Below are 21,227 nucleotides of genomic sequence, written 5' to 3'. Positions count from 1 at the left end.
ATTTTCCCTTTCACAATAGACGTTTTTATCATCATAGCATGATTTTTTTGGCTAGCAATCTTACTAATCTTAACGGAAGCTTAATTCGTATTCATTAAATAGCTAGTAAATTATGTAAGTGTTAATATAGAATTTCAGAAGAGCTAAGGCTAGACTGCTACAATCGTAATACTGGGAGGCGATATATATGAACAAAAAACCTGAAAAAATCATTCATAAAGTTATTTTGAATACAAGAACTGTCTTGGCTGTAGGGTCATTGTCTTTATTAATGGCTGCCTGTGGAGGAGAGAATGCTGATGTGCCGACTACTGAAAAGGCGGAGCAGACAACAAACCCGGCCACAGCTGCCATTCTGAGTGGATTTGCTCCAGATGAACTATCAAAGATTCTACTGGACGGGAAGTACAAGGAGTTGTATGCCCGCTTTAACCAGCCTTTAAAAGATGAAATAAGTGAAACAGAATTAACAGAGACAGGAAAAGAATTCACAAAGGGTATCCATACATTGGAAAAGGCATCGACCATGCAGCTTAATGGATTTGATCGACGCACATGGGTTAGTGATGCTGGCAATAAGGGGCTCGTCGGGATGTTTGATCCGGATGGGATGATTACATTAATTCAAGTTCAAGAGCTTACCCCTTCTCCTGAAACCGACAATGTACTAAGTAAACATGAATACGCGCTGCCGTTTGAGGGGGATTGGTATGTGTTTTGGGGTGGCGAGAATGTGCTTGTGAATTATCATTATGAGTTAGAAATCCAGCGTTACGCTTACGATTTTATCCAAACCAAAGATAACTATTCCTATAAAGGAGACCCACTAAGAAATGAAAGCTATTATGCTTTTGGCAAAAACATTCTCGCTCCAGCGGACGGCACCGTTGTATCGGTTGTGAATGACATTAAAGACAATGAGCCAGTTGGGGTCATGAATCCGAATCAAGCTACCGGAAATATCGTTGTCATTGATCATGGCGGGGAATATAGTCATTTGGCGCATCTCAAACAAGGGTCAGTTACTGTAAAACCGGGGGATAAAGTCGAAAAAGGGGAGGTTATTGGCTTAACAGGTAATTCTGGTAATACGAGCGAGGCCCATCTACACTTCCAAATCTCAGATGGAGCTGATCTATTCACTTCCCGGGCAATCAGAGTTAAATGGGAGCAAGATTTAAAACCAATTCAAGGCGAGACTATTTTCGCCGCTAATTAGCGCTAAATTCCGGGTCGCTAAGGTTGTCTCTCATAAATAATAGATCAGATGAGACAACCTTGATCTTCCCTAAAAAACTTCCTGTATTCTGAGGAAAGGAAGTGTCAACCCCGATGTCTTTACTCCTAGGCTCTCATGTGTCTATGACCGGAACAAAAATGCTCCTTCGAGCTAGTGAAGAGGCAGCTTCTTATGGAGCGACCACCTTCCTTTTTTATACCGGAGCCCCACAAAATACACGCCGCAAACCCATTGAAGCTTTGAATATTGAAGCGGGACATGCTCATATGAGAGATTACGGTATTTCTAATATTATTGTACACGCTCCATTTATTGTTAACTTAGGAAATACACTTTCGGCACAGGTCTTTGAGCATAGTATAGAGTTTCTTCAATCAGAAATCATAAGAACAGAAGCTTTGGGTTCAACCCAAATCGTCCTACATCCTGGCTCCCATGTTGGTGCTGGCTCTCAAGCCGGAATCTCTCGGATCGTGGAAGGCTTAAACGAAGTGCTAACAGATAAACGAAATGTTCAGGTTTCATTAGAAACTATGGCTGGAAAAGGTAGTGAATGTGGAGTCTCTTTTGAATAACTTCCAGATATTCCCAAACTCTTAGAGACTCCCTCCATCGGTGAAAAGAAATATGTAAACGCACCCTATAAGCATGAGATTTCCTTGTTAAGGGGAGATACAGATGAGCTGGTAAAAAAATAAAAACCGCCAGTTACGCGGTTTTTTATCTGTGCAACCATCATCGATTATCCTTTTGTGGAATCAATTGTAGTAGGCGCGGTTCCATTTACCTGGAGTTTTTTTAACGAGTTTTTCTTTGCTGTTAATTCTTTGGAAAGATCAGCTTGCAGGCGATTCATGTTTTTAATTTCATCGTTAAGCTTTTTGATTCGCGTCATTTTACTGCTCAAATCTGTGTGAGACTTGCTAAATTTCATATCCTGTTCTAATTGATTAATTTTGAATTTGGATTTTTCCTTTTTGTTCTTCACGTTTTTGAGCTTGCTCTCTACCTCTATGATTTCTTGTTCTAACCTTTGGATCATTGGTTTGGTGAAATTAATCGCCATTCTTACACCCCATATCATTTAGTGTTGCCGAGAATCAATTCTACTATAAAAGAACAAAAAAGCACACTCATTAGAGTATGCTTTTTAAAAATAATCAGAGAAATAAGGATGTTCTGGCCTGATTAACCCTTCCAAGAACTGAACTGTTGCTTCATCTGCCTGGATCCGACCGATCCTAGCCAAATAGGTAGGTCGCTTATAGCCCATTAACATCGTGGTTAAAGTAGGAATGTCAATCAACAAGGAAGGGTTAGTCCCTCCTGCGTGCAAAACACCTGTTCCATCTTTATCCACATTAAGTGTAAATGTACCCCGGTTCCATTCCAGCATCGGATCACTCAAGGTGAAGATAAGGCAACCCTCTTTATCCTGTTTTTTAAACGGATACTGTTCGATAAATAATTGCACATCCACTATCCGGGCCATAAAATAAGGAGCAATGGTTTCCTTGATGTCACCATCATCTAAAACGAAGGAAAGCGGCTCCCCTTTATAAATATCCCCTTTGACAAGAGTAATCATCGAAAAATGTGCACTTATAAAGTTCCATAATCCCACCCGAGCTTCTTCGTTGATATAAACCATTTCTTTGATATAAAAGATCTCCTCAGCAACCCAATACAACAGATACCCTGTGGGCAAATCATCATTGTTATAATAGATGCCTACCGTCATTTCATCCAGATCCCAGCGTAAATATTCTTCCCAAGCCAACTTATTTCGAAGCATAGCTCCATGATGCTGCATGGAGAACTGATCATATATCTCCTTGATATCCGGATGTTCAATAGTTACCCGCTCCACGTTCCCAGGAACTTTTTTAGTTTTCGGCAGCTGGGTATCCGGAACTTCAAATGAGATTTTATCGGTAATGATCTCCCAGCCTTTCCGCCTATAATATGGAATGGAATACGGAAATAGATAAGAAATTGATTGCTTGCGGCCCCGCATTTTAGTTAATGCATGCAGCATCAGCTTATTCATTAAACCTAAATTAGCATATTCGGGATAGGTTCCAACACCCGTCAGGCCACCCATCTCATAAATTCGCCCAAAAATATTTACTTGAAATGGGTATACTGCTAACTGTGAAATCAATTTATCACCATCAAACCAACCGACTACATCAGCATACTTTAGAACTGGCAGCTTCGCTTGGGTGATTTCACGATTTTCCCAACCAAAGATTTGTAAATCACGATTCGTCACTTGAAATACATAACGTAATAAATTATTAAATTGCTCTGCATGTTTAGTCTCGACATTTGCTAACCTGATTCTATCCTGCAACTTATTGCGACTCACTATCAATACCCCCGCTGAATTACCCAGATATAAATCAGAAATCACTCTTATTATTCTTTATATCCGTTCAATAAATACATTCTTTCAGAGAAGGTTAGCCTAACGAGTTCTTTTGCAGCTTCGGGATCAAAGCATACGCAAACGTGATGAATGGGCTTAACCACAGAAGGGTGGCATAAGGTATATATTCAATTACCGGTACACCTAGTGTAGCAGCGAAAAAAGCACCGCTAACTCCCCAAGGAATTAAAGGATTAACAAGGGTTCCACAATCCTCTAACGTACGGGATAGTGTCTTTGCTGGAATGCCTCGGCGATTATATTCATCTTTGAACATTTGACCGGGCAACAAAATAGAAAGATACTGTTCACCAGTCATCCCATTAACCGCAATGGATGATGCGCCGCTCATAAGCACGATACTGCTTTTACGTTTGAGGGGTTGAATGATTTTGCGAAAAAAAGCCTCTATGACACCACAATGTTGTATTAGTCCGCCTAATGATAAAGCAATCAAGATAAGTGAAACGGAACTCATCATTGATTGCATTCCACCTCGGTTAACGATAGAAGCAACGGTTTCATTGGCAATAGTACTTTCGTATCCATTCTGCATCACACTGAACCAGACACCGATTTCTGCCTGCTGCTGAATAATAGCGGTCACCAGAAGACCAGTGACAATGCCAACCATCAGTGTAGGAAGGATTGGGATTCGTTTGATTGAGCAAATAATAACGGCAAGTGGTGAGATCAACGTTAACCAGTGAATACTAAATCCATCCTGTAGAGCAAACTTAATCCCCTGAATCGACGATAAATCAATCGCATCGGCTTTTGGTGCGAACAAGAAAAAGACAGTAGTTATAATAAGCGCTGGAATCGTTGTGTACATCATATTACGAATATGTGTGAACAAGGATATACCTACCACTGCAGGTGCGAAATTTGTAGTATCAGATAAAGGTGACATTTTATCACCAAAACAAGCTCCACAAATAATCGCTCCAGCAGCAAGTGTTGGAGAAATCCCTGTCGTCAAAGCAATACCCATCAAAGCTACACCAATCGTGCTAACGGTGGTGAATGAGCTTCCAGTAAACATAGAGACGACAATTGTGACATATAACGCGCTTACTGCAAAGTAGTTCGGATTAATATAATCCATACCATAAAATAAAAGTGTAGGCACCGTACCACTCATCATCCATACAGCGATCAATATTCCGATTAGCATGAGAATAAGAATGGGCATTATAGCTGTTTGTATGCCTTTGATGATAGCTGCCTCAATATCTTTCCATGACACACCAAATAAACCCAATAAGACTGCTGTGCCAACTGTGGTTGCGAGAAGCGGGATATGAGGTTCTGCTTTTAATAGGAAAATAGATACAAAAAGAAATGCAAGAATAAAGGCGATGATAATCATACTTTTTGAAAAACTAAGCTGACGGTCCATAACGATAGTGCTCCTTAACATTGTGATTGGGATAAAATCCGAAGAATGCGGCGCTTCCTTACTTTTAAGCTTTTAAGCTTTTAGGCTTTTGGGCAATGAAGCACAGAGGTAATATTAACGATAAGATAGAGAAGAGTCAATGTTAAGAACATACAATGAAGGTTTTTCCATTAAAAAACAGAGGGCAAAATGCCGCTCTGCTTTATATTCATCCTATTCACTTTACAATTGCAGCTTTAAAATATCCTGCGGAGTTTCAAATTTATATTTCGCGGGAATATGCTCATGCTGCTTGCATCCCCATAAAGCTAATCCAAAATCGACACCAGCATCTCGTGCACATTCATAATCATAAATCGTGTCCCCTATGTAAATAGATGATTCAGGGTTTGCTTTTGATACTCTAATAAATTCTAGCAAGGGGTCTGGATGTGGCTTATGCTTTGCTGTATCTTCTGCGATAACGGTATATGATAAATATTTAGTTAAGCCAAATGGAACGAAATCGTCATTTAGCTCATCTCTTGTCTTGGAAGTCACAATTCCTTGAACGATCTCTTTTGACTGTAATGAACTCATTACATCTACAATTCCGTCAAAGATGTTAATAGTATCATAGAAATGTTTCATGAAAACATTCCATCTCTCATTGCCCTCATGTATATCTTCGATCCCAAGTTGCGGTAATGAAGCTGAACCTGGAATACCTAACACAAAATTAAGCTCTGACAATTCATACTCTTTGTTGTGATCCACCTTTAACATCTTTTGCAGAGAACTCAAAACAGCAATTTCTGTATCAATTAAGGTTCCATCCACATCAAAGATTACAGTGTTATATTTACGCATAACTACCTCCTATAGGATTACAACAAATACAAGATTATTAATCGTTAAGCTTAATCTATTACTTAGAAAATAACTCTACGGCTTGCGTATCCATAATCGGATTGATATATTTCTCTAGCGTAATCGTTAGTGGTTGAGGATAATCTTTCGCTCCCTTTCCAAAAGTATAACGCATTTCATCCACGGCTGTACCATCCTTTGAAGTCATGTAGCCACCGAAGTTTCCTGCCGAAGTTGTTTTGATTGCTCTTTTATGCACATTTCCTTCCGCATCAGTAAAAGTCTCAGCAAGTCTAGTGTAGTATTTTAAATATTCGGCATCAGTAATTGTATGCCGCAACAAGATCTCTCCTTCATCTGCATAATTCTCTTGCGTTGGAGCAACAAGCTCAAGGCCGCTTCCCGGTGCTTCAATGATTTGCTGCTTATTGAGATCGACAACAATTTTCATTTTATTTTTTTCGACTGCCGAGATACCAAAGGTTTTTAATGAAACGGTGTCTGGCTGATGCTTTAGGCCGCTCTGGCTGTTCCTGAACACCAGCGTAAACTTGGTGTTGTCCGAATAGACTTCAGAATTGTCAGAGTTGACGATGTCGGGGTAAAATAATTTTTCGGTAGCACCCCCATTTGTACTAATCAGAACTGGATTAATCAATTGGAAAATTTGTTTATCATTGTTCAGATCATACTCCAAATCTGCATAGGTACTAAGCGGTGTATATTGCACTAGATTCACTTTAATCTTTTGCCCGTCAACTGTCAGCGTTTTATCCGTTTTTAGAATTCTTTCCTGTGCTTTGAGCATATCAGGATTAAGTTCGAAAGCAACATCCAGATTAGTCCGGTATTTATTACTACTGGATTGTAGCGCCTTATCTGAAGTTTCAGTGAGAATGACATTATAGTTTACTTCCTTTGGATATTTAATCGTTGGTGAAAGACTAGTGGTGTATATAAAATCCTTAGACTGGCCTGGTTGAATTCGGTTATCGCTGGCAAGCATACTTAGTGCAGCACCTTTATGTAGATTCGACTCCTGTATGCCTTCATATTGAAGCGCAAAATCCGCATGTATAACTTCTTTGTCTGTATTGTTCTGAACACTGTATAGAATATACACCTTCCTTCCATCTGTTACTGCACCAGTTACATCCACTCGGTACCCCTTGTTTTCCGCACTCTGACCCACCGGCATCACGAGATTCTGTTCCAGAGCACTTGCAAGTGCTGGTTCTAACCTTGAAAATGAGCGATAAGCTGCAAAATCATCTGTATTTTTAGGGCTGGCGGTTTGAACTGAAGGTTGGGCCACTTCCTTGGCCGGTAATCCGATTGAAGAGTATGTAAATAATAGGGCTACGGCTGCAGCTGCAATCACTCCCAAACCTGCGGTATAAACACGGCGTTTCTCACGTTTTTTTCCTTCCATAATTCCCTTTCGCATCGCGTTATAAATTTTCATTTCCTGTAAAGTCTCAGTATTCTGATTCATTTCATCAACATTTTTCTGCAAAATACGATCTTCTTTATCTGTCACTCTGTTCACCTCCCATATCACTTCAGCACATTACGAAGCTGTTTAAGTCCCTCACGTAACCAGGTTTTGATTGTACCTTCTGGTTTTTTTAGCACTTTTGCGATTTCGATTGTAGTCATGTCATTGTAATATTTAAGAAGTACCACATGCCGATATTTGGGCTTTAACCTGTTCATAGCGCGTTCCAGATCAATCCGGTCGTTGCTTTTCATTTCCTGAGTGGCAACCTCTGCTAGCTTCTCCGTAGGAATCACTCGTTTTTTTCGTCGTAGTTCATCCATACAGCAATTGATCGTAATTCGAATCAACCAAGGTGTAAATGACTGTTCATCTTTAAGCTTCTTACGTTTCATCCAGGCCCGACATGAAGCCTCTTGTACAACTTCTAACGCGTCCGCTTCTGTTCGTAGATAACTATAAGCGACGGTGTACATTTTCCGATGCTCCACATACAGGCGTTTAAAGAAAACTTCCTCATCCATACGGGCAAAATCAACCATTCTGACCTCGTCCATCGTCCTATCCACCACTCACTACACCCCCTCTTTTTTTGTCAGTGTCGGTATTAGGATAAAGTCATCGTTCTGATGTTCTTATAAGTAAGACGGAGCTGAACGTAAAAACGATTGATTTTTTTCATAAAAAAGTGCTGGCAAAGATGCCAACACTCCATTTTCATATTTATCGATCACGATTAACCATATAATTCAATAGATGTTTTAAAAAATTGATATTGCGGGGGATCTCTTTTAACGCCTCCATGGCAAGACAATAGTGCTCCCACATCTCTTTTCTAGCACCTTCTGAACCCAGAATGGAGACAAACGTTGCATTGTTATTCTCAACATCCTGCCCTGTCGGCTTACCTAGTAATTGTAAATCCCCTTCCAAGTCGAGTAAATCATCTTTAATCTGAAAAGCAATCCCCGCATGATAAGCGAATTTCTTCAAAGCTTCTATTTCTGTCTCCTTAACCTGTGCAAGAATCGCTGGCATAACTAGTGAAGCTTCGAACGCAATGCCCGTCTTATAGAAACAAATCATATTTAATTGCTCTAGCGTCAATGCTTTTCCTTTAGAATTCAAATCCATCGCTTGCCCCATGCAGGTATCTTCCGCCTTTTGAGCTGAATATTGCATTAAAGCAATTACGGATTTAGCATCGAATGTATGAAGGGATGCCTGTTCCTCAATCGACTTCTGAATTAGAAAGAGTCCTGTCAATTCCGCCGTAGCGCTATTATACACCTCATGTAGAGTTGAACGGCCTCTTCGAGTGGGGGCATTATCCTGAGAGGGCAGATCATCGAAAATTAAGGATGCAGTATGCATATATTCCAAAGACCTCAAAAGCGGCACAATTGCTGCGCTGTTTAATCCGTATTCGTTCACACCCATAATCCAAGTCAGGATAGGTCGTATTCGCTTGCCATCACCCTCTAAACTATAATTGGCTGCATCAATTAACATTTCTTTCATAGCTGGTGTCCCAACAGGTTTATTAATCGGCAATTGATTGTTGATTTCACCACGAACCTTTTGAATCGTATTGTGAAAATCCACCTTTTCCTGCTTGTTGTTTTTTAAATTCGTAAGCAGTTGATCTCTTAGTAGTTTGTCAAAAAAATCCACATCATCAGCTTTCAACACCATTTGCTGCACGAGACGATTAAATTCGGGTTGACCCGAAGCAAAGATCTCCATAATCTCTTTATACTTTTCAGTACCCACACGTTCTTTACAACGCTTCAAACCGTTAATTGCTCGATCTAGAATCACTTCACGGGTTTTGGCATCGGAGTGATATACGGTATGGATTAGATGAGAGATGACGGTCCAGTATAATTCAAAAGGGTTTATCAAATCTGAACGTTGATCACGGTATTTCAGAAAATAGGTATACGGCGTTACCGCTCCCTCTTTCATATCGTCAAACATATCCGCAAAATCATCAGCCAGTTGATTGTAAAGACCATAATAAAAAGTACGTTGATCAAATCCATCATCTGTAGGAGCACTAATAACGGATCGGACAATTAAACGGGAAGAAGAGGATTTTAAGATAATGGGGATATAAAGCTCTTCATTGGTGTATTTAGCGTTGGAGAGTTCCTTAACACGGTCCAGCTCCTGAGATTGAAAAAACACAAAGGATTGCTCGAAAAATATGTTCTGCATTTCTGGACGTTGATAGCTTTTAATATATTGGAAAGCTTCACTAAGCTCCGAATGTACGTATCGAATGAATTCCATGTTCTCTCCGGACCATTCTCCAAGCTCAGGCACAGATCTAGTAAGGATAGCGTCGCGTAACATGAGGGAATATTGCTCTTTTTCTTGAAGCGTTAAGACACTGGAATCGAGAAGATCATCAATAAAAGGGTAAGTCAGCCCATAAGAATAGCCAAGTCTAATGGCTTCACTAAGCTTCTTAGAACGTTCCAAAGGTGGGGTACTCTCCCCCATTTCCTCCATTACATGCAGAATGACCCCGATAATGATCTTAATTAACTTACGCTGCGCTTGTTCGGCATTCATTTCCTGCGGAATATGGGTTGATACGTTCTTTAGCTTGTCGATCACCCAGATGGTGGCGGTCTCGACGCCTTCTTTTTGCGCCCAGCGATATACTCCTGCCAAGCTCATAAATTCCGATTGTTCTCTTATCATTGTTGAACCGTCTGGGATCAATTGAGATCTAATGTCAGCAACCATTCGCTTAATCCTGTTTTGTGTGTCAGGAGAATCCAAGGCTTTGCCCAGATCTCTCATATATAAATAGGAAACGCTGCGATCTAAATAATCATCAAATTTACCGGAAAGATTCAGCCACCCTATATACTTATGATAATCCTGAGAATCAGGTTTCCTCTTCCCTCTAGAGAAAAAGGACAACCATGAGCGGCGATGAATATGATGTTTTTTCCATAATTGAATATCTTCAGTCAGAGTAGATACATACGTTTTTTCTTTGAACTGCATATGCAGTGAAACAAAATACTGAGCCGCCCTCTGCTCGGCTAGCGAATAGGCTGAATCGGCATGATCGGTTAAATTTACATTCATAGGTGGATTACCTCAACTTCTCTTTTGGTTAATTGTCGGTCATGTTCATATCTTATACGGGGAAGTGTCTTTATGGTTACGAATTCTTCGCCATACGTTTCCCAATAAAGTCAAAGATCAGACCCGCTGTCCTTTTTATAAGACCCAATGAAACAGGATAATAATAACCAGACTCAAACCAGCCTTGTTCTTTGTAATACCGGTAATCCCTGGAATGATCATCAAGCATTGTTTTTATACTTGTACGTGACATTCGAAACAGCATTAACCTGAAAAATGAAGGAACCGGAGTCTTAGGTGACATGAGGTCCTTATAGAATCTTTCGGAGGCTTTCTTAATTTCTCTCGTCTTTTTTTTCTGCGCAACTTCTGTTCTTGGTTCCAAAGTAGTCAAGACACAGCCTTTTCTGACTTGAAATCCGAAATTCTCGCCCATATTACTAAGATATTTTTCAATTTTGTTGCCTCCAAAGATCCCCTGATTGACAATAGCCGTGAAGGTTTTTCCGAAGAAACGAGGTCTATGAAATACAAAGGCAAGCCGATCCAAGAGGTTCTTCATCGGTGCCGATACATGAAATGCATAATTAGGGGTAGCGAAAATAACCCCGTCAGAATGAATCATTTTCTCCATCAATACATCGCGTTCATCCTTTAAAGGACAATATTCCTCACCTTTATTGAAACACAGCTTACAGCCCCGGCAATATTCAAGCCGATAATCTTTTAAAAAAATATACTCAAATTCAATATCACCATATGCCTTTAAATTATTACCAAATTCACAAACCGCTTCGAAGGTCGCATGCTTTTGCTGATTCCCAATAAATGCAGTAACTTTTTTCATTTGGACTCCTCCATATATCGCATATTTTGAATAATCCCGATAAATATGAATGAATTTATTTTTGTTCATTCATATTGTAGCACCTTGATTCCCTTTATGCGATAAAATTCCATTTGAGAATGCAAAAAAAGAAGCCCTACTTAATTAGGCTTCTGTTAACTTCCCACTATATCTTTTTAGCGTAATTATGTGTAACAAAATCAACTAGCAGATTCACACTGCTTTCCATATCGTAAATCTCTGTGTCAACTGTCAATTCGGCATGTTTAGGGGGTTCATAAATAGCATCAATACCTGTAAACTCACGAATTTCACCTTTTCTAGCTTTCTTATACAACCCTTTAGGATCACGTTGTTCGCAGGTTTCTAATGAACATTGCACATAAATCTCTGCAAACTCGCCAGACTGAAAACGATATCTAATCGCTTCTCTAGCAGCTGAAGAAGGTGAAATCATCGGGACAAGCACTATAAAGCCAAGGTCCAAAAACATAGACGCTACTTCGGCCGCGCGCCGCATATTTTCTTTACGATCCTCTTCTGAAAAACCTAAATCGATATTTAAACCTTTTCTTAGCTGGTCGCCGTCGATCACAGCACATCGGATGCCTTGCTTAAACAATTCTTTTTCAGCTTGTTGTGCTAGTGTACTTTTTCCTGAACCTGATAATCCTGTGAACCAAAACACGCCCGCTTTATGACCGTTCAACAGCTCCCAATCTTTTCTATTCATTCTAAGACGCCCCTTTCTATATGATTAATATTATACTAGTTTACCGCAGTCTTGAGAGAAATGGCTGATCCTAATTCCTTCTGTATATACGTCATATCAGTCATCTGCTCAATATGGTAAACTCCGCCTGGGGGTGGTGAATCATATAGATGTTTTGCTACTGCCGCTGTTACTTTTGCCGTAATGATAGATTGATTCTTTCCTTGTAATAAAAAATCCGCATGAAGTAATTTACCTTCTGAATTTCTTCCACGTGCCTCAACCTTAATAGCGAACCCATCATCCCCCAAATGCAGCCGCCCCATAACACGAACAATTGAATTCTTCAGCCAGCCTATTTGCAGTAAGCGAACGGCTCCAGTTCTTTTCGTTATTGCCAGTATTTTAGTAACTACAGCTGAATCAAGACAAAATCGTGTAGAGATAGACGATGATTTCAGTGTTCTGCTAAGTGTCTGTTGATCTGAGAATGGAAAACGGTAAGCATATCGGTTACCCATCTCATCACCAAAATGATACAACCTTCTGTCTGTAAAGCTCTCCACCTCAACCTGTTGATTATCCTGCTTCACTTCGAACTTAGCTGCTAAACTGTCGACTGTCCATTCTAGCGCCGCTTTGCCATGAGAATCACCTAATCCGAGCATAATGGCAATTTCTATCTCCTCGATCTGATCCATCTGCCGCTCTGCTTCAAGGGCCAGGAGATTAGTGATGCCGGGAGCAAGTCCTACACTTAAGACAGCACTTGACCCATTGTCTTCAGCCTCTCTCTTGAATTTCTCAATTTCATTCAAAAACAAACCGTTCGCAGATACATCCACATAATGAATACCGCTTCGAAACACAGCTCTTATAAAATCCGTATCCGTTTGATCTAAGCACATAATGATTAATTTCACTCGTTCTAACTTATCAGTAGGTAAAGGTTTATTAATATCCAACTGCATCGGCTTAATTTTCCCATCAGTTGCTTGACTGAATTGCTTTGCTTTTACAAGGCTTCGCCCTGCAGCATATACTTTTCCAGGATATTTTTTCTCTAAGATTTCACAAATGGTACGCCCTACATGGCCATATCCGCCGACGACTACAATATCTTCTTTTCTCTGCATTTTATCACCGCATCCTATATAATAGAAATAATTAAGAACCATTCTCAATTATACGGATATGGTTTACATTCACTATCCCATAAATGTGGGATACCTGTTTTTATACTCCATGACTAGAGGGCTGACCTATGAAAACCATAAGACAACTTAATCATATTAAACAACAAATCATAAGGTTAGGTGCTGTTTCTGATTCTTCACATAGCTACCGTACTTCATTACTGTCGATTTTACGCGATACTGTACCCTTTGATGCTGCCTGCTGTACCCATGTTGATCCACGTACACTACTCTCGACAGGTGCAGTTACAGAAGATAACGTGGAATCCATTCACCATCACTTGTTCCAGATCGAATACGGTGAAGACGATATTAATCCCTATGAGCAAATGGTTCATAGTAAAATGCACGTAGCTACTTTATATGAAGCAACCGAAGGGCAGCCAGATTTGAGTGCTCGCTATCAAAAGGTACTATCTCCGGCAGGATTTGAGGATGAATTACGCGCTGTACTTGTTCATGGAGATGCGTGTTGGGGGTATCTGACACTTTACAGAAAGTCGGGTCAGCCTGTATTTTCGCGGGAGGATTGTGAGTGGATAGCCTTAATGCTTCCTGAGATTGCCGCAAGAATGCGGGCTTTCAGTCTTGAGTTGCCTGAGAGAAATCAGACTTGGCTGGAAGAAGATTACGGTTCCGGAATTGCTGTCCTTTCTGATCAACTAGTGCTCCTCTCCTCCAATCCTACAGCAGACCGCTGGTTAGAGAAACTTCGTTCATTAGAAAAAATTGATCACCATATCCTGCCACGTCCAATTCGGGCGGTGAGCACACAAGCAATCAATAGTCCCTCTGAATCTTCGGGGATGGCTAAGTCCTGTATCCGGATGTCAGAAGGACCTTATCTAGTGATCCGGGCTAGCCGGCTTCATGCATACGACGGTCAGACGCAAATCGCTATTTCATTCGAGCCTGCACGTCCAGCAGATATGCTTCCTATCATTGCAGAAGCGTATGATCTGACGAAACGGGAACAGCATTTACTTGAAGGAGTAATTCGTGGATTATCTACTAAAGAATTGGCTGCTGAGTTACATATTTCTGCTTACACGGTTCAGGATCATTTAAAATCCATTTTCGCTAAAGCAGGTGTCAGCAGCCGTAGAGAGCTTATCTGGCATTTACATTCTCGATATAGCATTTCAGAGAAATAGGATCGCCGAGCTTCTTATCAAAAAAGCCCAAGCCTTTATTAACAAAGGACTTAGGCTTTTATTTTATCTTTTATTTCCTTAATGCGATGCCGTAAATTCTTCCAGCTCAGAAGCAGGATCAAACTTCTCCCTGCTCATCACAAATGCTGCCATTAGAGCTATAACTGATGGAATAATCGCCCAAGCAAAGGTATGAACAAGAGAAGAAGATAATCCTTCGGTGATTTTATCAAGAACCTCAGAGGGAATTTTGGCCCGTGTGTCGGGAGTCAAAATTGTACTTGGATCACTTAGATTAACACCTTCTGGTGCCGCGCCTCCTTTACTGAACATGGAAGTTAATTTATTCGAAAAAATGTGACTTTGAATAATACCAAATACCGTAATACCAAGTGTCATTCCCAGCTCCCGTGTGAAGCTAAGTGTCGAACTTGCAGAACCCCGTTGTCTTGCTGTAAATCCATGAATCGCTGCATTGCTTAGAACAGAAAATGATGAACCTATGCCAAGACCCACCAGAAACATAAAAATAGTGACCATAAACCGGGAGGAGTCTGGTGTTAGTGTGGTAAGCAGAGCAATACCTGCAACAAGGAGTACTAACGTAGAAATCATGATCGTGCGATAATTAAATTTAGAGAGCAAGAATCCTCCGCCAGCAGCAGTGATAACAGAACCAATCATCATCGGAAGTAGAACAAGCCCCGAATTTGTGGCAGACCCGCCAAGAACCCCTTGAATATAAATTGGAATGTACACCGAGGCTGTAATAAATGCCGCTCCGCTAAATATCGCCATAACATTACTCGTAGAATAGAGACGATTCTTGAACATGCCAAAGGTAATGATAGGCTCTTCTGCACGACGTTCGATAACAATAAAACCAATTAAAAACACAACAAAAGCCATAAACAATCCCAGAATCATTGGCGAGTCCCAAGAGTATTTCTTACCCCCGAGCTCAATCGCAAACATGAGACAAAGAATTGAAGCTACTAGTGTAAAAGCCCCAAGATAATCAATTTTCTCTTTGGAATGCTCAACAGATTCTTTGTAGAAGAAAGCGATCATAAAGAATGCAATAACACCAATGGGTAAATTGATATAAAAGACCCAAGACCAATGAATATAATCCGCTATATAAGCGCCAATAAGGGGACCGAAAATACTGGAAATACCATAGGCAGCACCGAATAACCCACCGATTTTCCCCCGTTTCTCCGGGGCCACTACATCGAACATAATCGTGAATGCGATAGGAACGAGTGCCCCTCCACCAATACCCTGAATCGCCCGATAAATACTAAGCTGGACAATAGAATTTGCCGTACCACATAAAGCTGAACCAATCATAAAGACAATAATACCGAAAATAAAAAATCGCTTACGTCCATACATATCCGATAATTTACCGAAAATCGGCATACCCGCCATCTCAGCTATCATATAAGCGGACGTAACCCACATCAATTTGTCAAAACCGCCAAGGTCACCTACAATGGTTCCCATTGCGGTTGCAAGTATAGTATTATCCATTGATGCCATAAGGGTGGCCAACAATAGAGCTACTATAATAACCCCAACTTTATTTTTCTTTTCCATGCTCCTTTTTCTCCTCCACTTTTCCCAAATGTTTAGTTCTGCTCTAATTGTTAAAGGATTGTGCACAGGCTTCATTCCAAACCACGTGATGTTATACCCTTTGCAAATTAGTGAATAATTCGATAAAATCAAGACAATTAATTAGATGTTCATCAAGCATCTTGTTTATTAATTATCTTGACTATCAAGATATAAACATTTTAAAAGGAGGGTCCTCTTTTGTCAAGAGATCGACACAATCAAGTTACAATTCAGCAGGAAGACTTAACTTTACGCATGCGGGGCCTAGGCAGCCGAACGGTTTTGTATCAGCAAAAAGTAGCAACTTCTTTAGGGTTATACAATAACGATTTTCTATCTATAGATATCCTTCAGGAAAAAGGTCCTATCACCGCCGGCGAGCTATCCAAATTAACTGGACTTACTACAGGCAGCATTACCACATTAGTTGATCGACTTGAAAAAAACGGCTTTGTTCGCAGAGAACATGACCCAAATGACCGTCGTAAGGTGATCATTGTCCCTTTATATGAGAATAACGAGGTTGGAAATGCCTACCTTCCTTTGCACACTAAGATGGTTAAACTGGCGTCTTCCTTTACTGAGCAGGAGCTTGAGTTGATAACAACATTTTTAGGCAAAGCAAGTACCATCCTGGAAGAGCAGATTCATTATCTCAGCACTACAACTAGTAACTAAAACTGTATAATCATCAAAAAAGGACGATATCCCATGAAGTCAAATGACTTTGAGATATCGTCCTTTTAATATAAGTATGGATCAAAGAGAAGCTGAAGCTTGAGCAACTAAAGAGACCAACTGTGCAGAATCAAATGTGTCTCCTTTTCGAAGCTTTAAGGTTTTCCTTTCAGGTGGTCCCTCAAATGCTCCCTCTGGAAGCGTTAGCTCGGTTGTATTAAAGATTACAAAGCTGACTGCGTCTTTTGATGTCGAGATGGCCGCAGCGTATTTTCCATTTTTCAAAAAATGAGGTTTCTTATACTGAATACGTTCCTGCACATCCGGTATAGCCTGATGAACAACCTCACGTAGTGAGGTGGACAACTCCACCTGCCATGATTCTTTTAGCGCTTCAATAAAATCGATTACTTCCTGATTCATTTTTCATCTCTCCCTTTAAGTAATTAAATGGTTTGCCTGAATAAGCGCAGTAAGTTGTTTAACAAAATCAGGAGGTCCTTTGAGATCCGACGCATCTGCTATGACGAACATAAGATGATGAAATCAACACATCTGCAAAAGAATTTCAAAAATTTAATAGTTTAAATTCCCCATATATTAATTTCTTGTTCATGTAGTCATTATCCTTCTGGCAAATTAGAGATATTAGCTCGTTACAAGCTAAAAAGGGAAAAGCTCCTAAGAGCTTCTCCCTCAACCTCGTACATAAAATTAATGAATCGTTAGATTAAAACCGCTCTGAATATAATTCAGATTCGGATAAGCAATGTTAGAAGTTGTCAGGTTATTAAAGGTTGCCGCACCATTGCCTGTATAGGTGTAAATAGCTGCACCTTTATGTGGACCTGAGAACCGTGAAGTTGTTATTCCATCAAGTCCTGTACCGTTAATATTGATGTTGTTGAACACGATGTTCTCGAATCCACCACCATATCCAAATTGAATCGCATCACGCTGGGTATTAATGATGTCTATGTTGTTAAATGTAACGTTCTTGATAGCATCATTTGATGCTTCAAGATCAATTGCGCCACGTTCACCCCCATAAAGATCTTTACTCGTGCCACTGTTAATAATGGTTGTGTCTGAGAAAACTACACCCGTATTATTCTGGAAATGATAACCTGGAAAAACGGTATTCATACGTATGCCGGAACCACCAACTGTATCAATGATATAGTTATGATCAGCCTTATGACCACTTCCTCCAAAGAAAGCAATCGCTGCCGCACGCCAGTTATTCTCAATGGTGTTATACGAGAAGGTATTATTCACACCAGCAGGTGCACCATTGGTGTTACTGGTCCATACTGCAAGACCATCGTCACCATTATTTCGCACACTGCTATTGCGTACAATTGAATTGCTAGTGCCTTGCGAGAAGTTGATGCCGTCTGCAAGATTGTTCCGAATCCGACTGTTTTCAACTACCAGCCCGGTAGCATAAATCGCAGGTGTATGAGCGTAGTCGCCTACCCACATTCCGCATTCAAAATGCTCTACCCAGACATCATGGATAATAGAGTTGGTTCCAAAGTTATCCATAAAACCTTTGTAAATTGCATTTTGTCCATAACGTGAGCGCAAATTAGAATTCATATAAACATTGCTGAAATCTAGCTTACCTGAAATACGGAGTGAAATACCCCCGCCCGCAGCATTAGGATTGGTGAACTGAATATTGGTGTGCCAGAGACCAGCACCAGTAATAGTGAGGTTATTGATCATATTACTAGCAGAACCAATCTCCCACATACTGCCAAGATTAAAGGTTCCTGCTGGAATATAAATAGACTTTCCGCTTACCACGGCTGCATTTACAGTAGCTTTAAAAGCTGCCAGATCATCTTGTCCGTCGTTTGCCACAGCACCGTAATCTGTTACAGATACGGAGTTAGCTGGGCGGGCAATTGCTGTTGGAACAGATTCAATTTCAATGAAATCCACACCATATTCCAAGCTATCTCCATTGTTCTTCTGGATTCGAATCTTGTCCCCAGGTTGGAGGGGTGTATCCATCTTCCAGTGAACTTCATCAAAACGGAATAGTGGACGTCCTGCACTAGGTGTATCGCCAGGCATATCACCTGAGAAATACTGCCAGCTGTAGTATGAGGTTAAAGAAACTGTTTTTACTTTCGCTCCATTCACATACACATCCAGTGAACCATTCAATCCCATCCCATCTGCAGAGTCAGGCATTGTAAATCTCATCGTTACACCTGCGCCGCCTTGACCCTGTCTGACCGTCCACTCTAAGTTCGAACCATTCGAAGGAAGAGCTATATAACGCTGGCCAGAAGCTTCAGAAGCGAGTAATGCCTGATCAAAGGTTGGCGCCGATTTCAAGGTCGCGCCACCCCCGAGAGTAGCATCCTCGGTATCATATCGACTATACGGCATGCTTGCACCACGCGCAGCATAGACAACGAGATTAGAAACACTTACATTATTCGCTTGCTTGGCAGCTATCTCATTAGCATCCACTTCAACAGTAGTGGTGACTGTGTAGTTACCATTAATCGCTGTCCAAGTCCCTGGAATCGCAACATTAACTGATGCCCCCGCTGCTAAGGCACCGTTATAAGATCCATTATAGGTTTGAACAGTGGAACCCGCAGAGTTTTTTAGAACAACGCTTATACCATGTGAACCACATGCAGAGGCAATGGTTCCTTGATTCTTAAGATTTACATTGAACGCTACATTGTTATTAGCAACAGGATTACTTGGTGTCCATGTAACAGTTCCCACTAAGTCAGAGCTGGACACTGGAGCGATAATAAGTGACGCTGGGTTCGTGTAGCTGTTATTCGCTTCATTTTGTTCGATAACTAGGTTGTCTTCATCAACTTTGGCACTAACTGAATACGTTGCGGCAGGCTTAACTCCTGCGGTAAGTGTCATCGATGCTGTTGTCGATGCTCCAGTTGCTAGTACACCTACCGGAGCTGAGCCTACAAGCTCATTATTTAAATAGAAATTAACAGTAGTAGCTGGAGAGCTGGCATTGCCGATATTCTTTACGATTGCGTTCAGCGTAATCGCATTAGACTCGACCGGATTCGTTGGTGACCAGGACATGCCAGTAATCACCAAATCCGGATTCGGAGCTGGAGTACCGTATACTTCAAATTCGGCGATCTGTCCAGCTGGAGCACCCGAGTTGGCAGTAATATTAAGCTGTAGACGTTTGACAGTTGCGGTAACAGGAATGGTTACTGTATTTCCTGAAGCTGGATTAAACGAATACGATTGTGCTGACACCAGATTCCCAAATGTCGTTGTGTTTTGATTGTGACCGAGCACTTGAATCGTTTGGGTACGTGCTCCCCATGCAGCGGCTGGATTTAACTTTAGAACGATTGAGGAAACATTGTAGTTTGACCCCAGATCAAGTATCAATGAACTAGGATTACTGCCACCTTCCCAGTATGTGTTGGTGTTGTTGTCATTAGCATTTGCTGCCACAAATGATTGCGTATTAGAGGATGCGGTAATCGATTTGCCAAACGCGATATTACTGCCCGCAACAGGCGTAGCCGTTGGCGTTGCTGTCGGTATGGCTGTTGGCGTTGGTGTGACAGTTGGCGTTGGTGTGGCTGTTGGCGTTGGTGTGGCTGTCGGTGTGGCTGTTGGAATTGGTGTGGCTGTCGGTGTGGCTGTTGGCGTCGGTGTTGGTGTGCTAGCTCCATAAATTTCGAATTCAGATACTTGCGCTGCCGGCCAACCCGTATTGCCTGTTACATTCAGGCGTACATAACGAGTGCTGGTTGCTGAAAAATCAAGCTTAACGGTGTTCCCTCCTGCTGAAGGATTGAACACATAATCAGCTGAACCAACAATGTCAGTGAATGTAGATCCATTTGTGCTGCCTTGAACGGCGAGTGTTTGCGTACGCGTCTCCCAGCCCGTTGGCAGCTTCAATACGATTTGGTCAATACTTGTCTCTGTACCGAGATCAACTTGGATCCATTGCGGAAATGCATTATTGCTGCTTTCCCAATACGTCTCTTGATTGCTGTCTTTCACATTGTTTGGACTATACGTTTGTGATTGACCGCTAGCCGTTACAGTTTTGCCCAGCGTCAAATTTGCGCCACCAGAGGCACTAACAAATGTGAACGGACCCGCTGCCAGGTATAAACTTGAAATCAACAGGGTTACTACAAGCGACCATACGACATACTTGTTGCGCATTATAATCCTCCTCTTAATGTAGATTATCACTAATGTGTCGCCCTATCTGAGTACTCAAATGATAGCGTTTACATTCAAATTCATCTCAGAGCACATTTAATAACAACCGATCCTCCTTTCAATGTGAGACACTTTCATTATAGAGAAAGAGTAGTTCAAGCTATAAGATGTAATTCTACGGAAAAGATATGTGATACCAATATCGCCAAACTACCCTAAATATGGAATCTATCAACATCACGCCAATCAAATATAGGCCTGATTTCTCAGGCCCTTGTTTTTTATA

16 protein-coding genes and 1 pseudogene are annotated in these 21,227 nt (G+C 41.0%); 4 read left to right on the top strand and 13 right to left on the bottom strand.

Going from position 1 to position 21,227, the window contains the following annotated elements:
- Nucleotides 1–187 precede the first annotated feature (187 nt).
- Nucleotides 188–1,219 carry a M23 family metallopeptidase gene (locus tag MKX34_RS15305; RefSeq protein WP_076272529.1) on the top strand — a complete coding sequence of 344 codons (1,032 nt, stop codon included), beginning with the start codon at nucleotides 188–190 and terminating at the stop codon, nucleotides 1,217–1,219.
- A gap of 113 nt (nucleotides 1,220–1,332) precedes the next feature.
- A pseudogene (locus tag MKX34_RS15300) lies at nucleotides 1,333–1,938 on the top strand (deoxyribonuclease IV).
- A gap of 44 nt (nucleotides 1,939–1,982) precedes the next feature.
- Here MKX34_RS15300 and MKX34_RS15295 read toward each other — a convergent pair.
- The 10 genes from MKX34_RS15295 to MKX34_RS15250 form a co-directional block, all read right to left on the bottom strand.
- Entirely contained in the window at nucleotides 1,983–2,306 is a 324-nt protein-coding gene (locus tag MKX34_RS15295; RefSeq protein ID WP_036677934.1) for a hypothetical protein, read from the bottom strand.
- Nucleotides 2,307–2,390: 84 nt separating this feature from the next.
- Entirely contained in the window at nucleotides 2,391–3,611 is a 1,221-nt protein-coding gene (locus tag MKX34_RS15290; protein WP_036677937.1) for a GNAT family N-acetyltransferase, read from the bottom strand.
- Nucleotides 3,612–3,705: 94 nt separating this feature from the next.
- Nucleotides 3,706–5,073, bottom strand: coding sequence for a Na+/H+ antiporter NhaC (nhaC, locus tag MKX34_RS15285; protein WP_036677940.1), 1,368 nt, complete (start codon nucleotides 5,071–5,073; stop codon nucleotides 3,706–3,708).
- A gap of 222 nt (nucleotides 5,074–5,295) precedes the next feature.
- Entirely contained in the window at nucleotides 5,296–5,922 is a 627-nt protein-coding gene (locus MKX34_RS15280; RefSeq protein WP_076296714.1) for an HAD family hydrolase, read from the bottom strand.
- A 58-nt stretch (nucleotides 5,923–5,980) separates the two neighbouring features.
- Nucleotides 5,981–7,462, bottom strand: coding sequence for a DUF4179 domain-containing protein (locus MKX34_RS15275; protein ID WP_036677943.1), 1,482 nt, complete (start codon nucleotides 7,460–7,462; stop codon nucleotides 5,981–5,983).
- A gap of 17 nt (nucleotides 7,463–7,479) precedes the next feature.
- Complete coding sequence (locus MKX34_RS15270; protein ID WP_036678355.1) at nucleotides 7,480–7,977, bottom strand: RNA polymerase sigma factor; 498 nt, start codon at nucleotides 7,975–7,977, stop codon at nucleotides 7,480–7,482.
- Between the two features lie 166 nt (nucleotides 7,978–8,143).
- Entirely contained in the window at nucleotides 8,144–10,528 is a 2,385-nt protein-coding gene (locus tag MKX34_RS15265) for a polyprenyl synthetase family protein (protein ID WP_076296715.1), read from the bottom strand.
- Between the two features lie 76 nt (nucleotides 10,529–10,604).
- A complete protein-coding gene (locus MKX34_RS15260) occupies nucleotides 10,605–11,375 on the bottom strand; it encodes a flavodoxin family protein (RefSeq protein WP_076296716.1) in 771 nt (256 codons plus the stop codon).
- 166 nt (nucleotides 11,376–11,541) lie between these two features.
- Nucleotides 11,542–12,108, bottom strand: a complete 567-nt coding sequence (gene cysC / locus MKX34_RS15255; protein WP_036677951.1) for an adenylyl-sulfate kinase — start codon at nucleotides 12,106–12,108, stop codon at nucleotides 11,542–11,544.
- A 35-nt stretch (nucleotides 12,109–12,143) separates the two neighbouring features.
- The gene (locus MKX34_RS15250) at nucleotides 12,144–13,223 is read right to left on the bottom strand and encodes a saccharopine dehydrogenase NADP-binding domain-containing protein (protein ID WP_076296717.1); all 1,080 of its coding nucleotides are present in this window, start codon (nucleotides 13,221–13,223) and stop codon (nucleotides 12,144–12,146) included.
- A gap of 128 nt (nucleotides 13,224–13,351) precedes the next feature.
- On the opposite strand from MKX34_RS15250, the gene MKX34_RS15245 reads away from it, so the two are divergent.
- Nucleotides 13,352–14,437 carry a helix-turn-helix transcriptional regulator gene (locus tag MKX34_RS15245; RefSeq protein ID WP_076296718.1) on the top strand — a complete coding sequence of 362 codons (1,086 nt, stop codon included), beginning with the start codon at nucleotides 13,352–13,354 and terminating at the stop codon, nucleotides 14,435–14,437.
- A 78-nt stretch (nucleotides 14,438–14,515) separates the two neighbouring features.
- Here MKX34_RS15245 and MKX34_RS15240 read toward each other — a convergent pair whose 3' ends face one another.
- Nucleotides 14,516–16,039, bottom strand: a complete 1,524-nt coding sequence (locus MKX34_RS15240) for an MDR family MFS transporter (protein ID WP_076296719.1) — start codon at nucleotides 16,037–16,039, stop codon at nucleotides 14,516–14,518.
- Nucleotides 16,040–16,315: 276 nt separating this feature from the next.
- Here MKX34_RS15240 and MKX34_RS15235 point away from each other — a divergent pair, with 276 nt between their 5' ends.
- Complete coding sequence (locus tag MKX34_RS15235; RefSeq protein ID WP_169744822.1) at nucleotides 16,316–16,738, top strand: MarR family transcriptional regulator; 423 nt, start codon at nucleotides 16,316–16,318, stop codon at nucleotides 16,736–16,738.
- A gap of 81 nt (nucleotides 16,739–16,819) precedes the next feature.
- On the opposite strand, the gene MKX34_RS15230 is transcribed toward MKX34_RS15235, so the two are convergent.
- Together MKX34_RS15230 and MKX34_RS15225 are read right to left on the bottom strand one after the other, a co-directional pair.
- Nucleotides 16,820–17,161, bottom strand: a complete 342-nt coding sequence (locus MKX34_RS15230) for a DUF1801 domain-containing protein (RefSeq protein WP_036677965.1) — start codon at nucleotides 17,159–17,161, stop codon at nucleotides 16,820–16,822.
- A 291-nt stretch (nucleotides 17,162–17,452) separates the two neighbouring features.
- Nucleotides 17,453–20,941 carry a discoidin domain-containing protein gene (locus MKX34_RS15225; RefSeq protein ID WP_076296720.1) on the bottom strand — a complete coding sequence of 1,163 codons (3,489 nt, stop codon included), beginning with the start codon at nucleotides 20,939–20,941 and terminating at the stop codon, nucleotides 17,453–17,455.
- Nucleotides 20,942–21,227 lie beyond the last annotated feature (286 nt).

Origin of the sequence: Paenibacillus sp. FSL R5-0636, from assembly GCF_037974255.1 — a bacterium.
GTDB classification, from domain to species: domain Bacteria; phylum Bacillota; class Bacilli; order Paenibacillales; family Paenibacillaceae; genus Paenibacillus_AQ; species Paenibacillus_AQ odorifer.
Note: the sequence above shows the minus strand (reverse complement) of the source record. Positions and strands in the feature narration are given on the sequence as shown.

What these genes read in the sequence shown, in the direction of transcription:
- MKX34_RS15305 (WP_076272529.1), top strand. Translation starts at nt 188, where the DNA reads ATGAACAAAAAACCTGAAAAAATCATTCATAAAGTTATTTTGAATACA.
- MKX34_RS15295 (WP_036677934.1), bottom strand. Translation starts at nt 2,306, where the DNA reads ATGGCGATTAATTTCACCAAACCAATGATCCAAAGGTTAGAACAAGAA.
- nhaC (WP_036677940.1), bottom strand. Translation starts at nt 5,073, where the DNA reads ATGGACCGTCAGCTTAGTTTTTCAAAAAGTATGATTATCATCGCCTTT.
- MKX34_RS15280 (WP_076296714.1), bottom strand. Translation starts at nt 5,922, where the DNA reads ATGCGTAAATATAACACTGTAATCTTTGATGTGGATGGAACCTTAATT.
- MKX34_RS15270 (WP_036678355.1), bottom strand. Translation starts at nt 7,977, where the DNA reads ATGGACGAGGTCAGAATGGTTGATTTTGCCCGTATGGATGAGGAAGTT.
- MKX34_RS15265 (WP_076296715.1), bottom strand. Translation starts at nt 10,528, where the DNA reads ATGAATGTAAATTTAACCGATCATGCCGATTCAGCCTATTCGCTAGCC.
- MKX34_RS15260 (WP_076296716.1), bottom strand. Translation starts at nt 11,375, where the DNA reads ATGAAAAAAGTTACTGCATTTATTGGGAATCAGCAAAAGCATGCGACC.
- cysC (WP_036677951.1), bottom strand. Translation starts at nt 12,108, where the DNA reads ATGAATAGAAAAGATTGGGAGCTGTTGAACGGTCATAAAGCGGGCGTG.
- MKX34_RS15250 (WP_076296717.1), bottom strand. Translation starts at nt 13,223, where the DNA reads ATGCAGAGAAAAGAAGATATTGTAGTCGTCGGCGGATATGGCCATGTA.
- MKX34_RS15245 (WP_076296718.1), top strand. Translation starts at nt 13,352, where the DNA reads ATGAAAACCATAAGACAACTTAATCATATTAAACAACAAATCATAAGG.
- MKX34_RS15240 (WP_076296719.1), bottom strand. Translation starts at nt 16,039, where the DNA reads ATGGAAAAGAAAAATAAAGTTGGGGTTATTATAGTAGCTCTATTGTTG.
- MKX34_RS15235 (WP_169744822.1), top strand. Translation starts at nt 16,316, where the DNA reads ATGCGGGGCCTAGGCAGCCGAACGGTTTTGTATCAGCAAAAAGTAGCA.
- MKX34_RS15230 (WP_036677965.1), bottom strand. Translation starts at nt 17,161, where the DNA reads ATGAATCAGGAAGTAATCGATTTTATTGAAGCGCTAAAAGAATCATGG.
- MKX34_RS15225 (WP_076296720.1), bottom strand. Translation starts at nt 20,941, where the DNA reads ATGCGCAACAAGTATGTCGTATGGTCGCTTGTAGTAACCCTGTTGATT.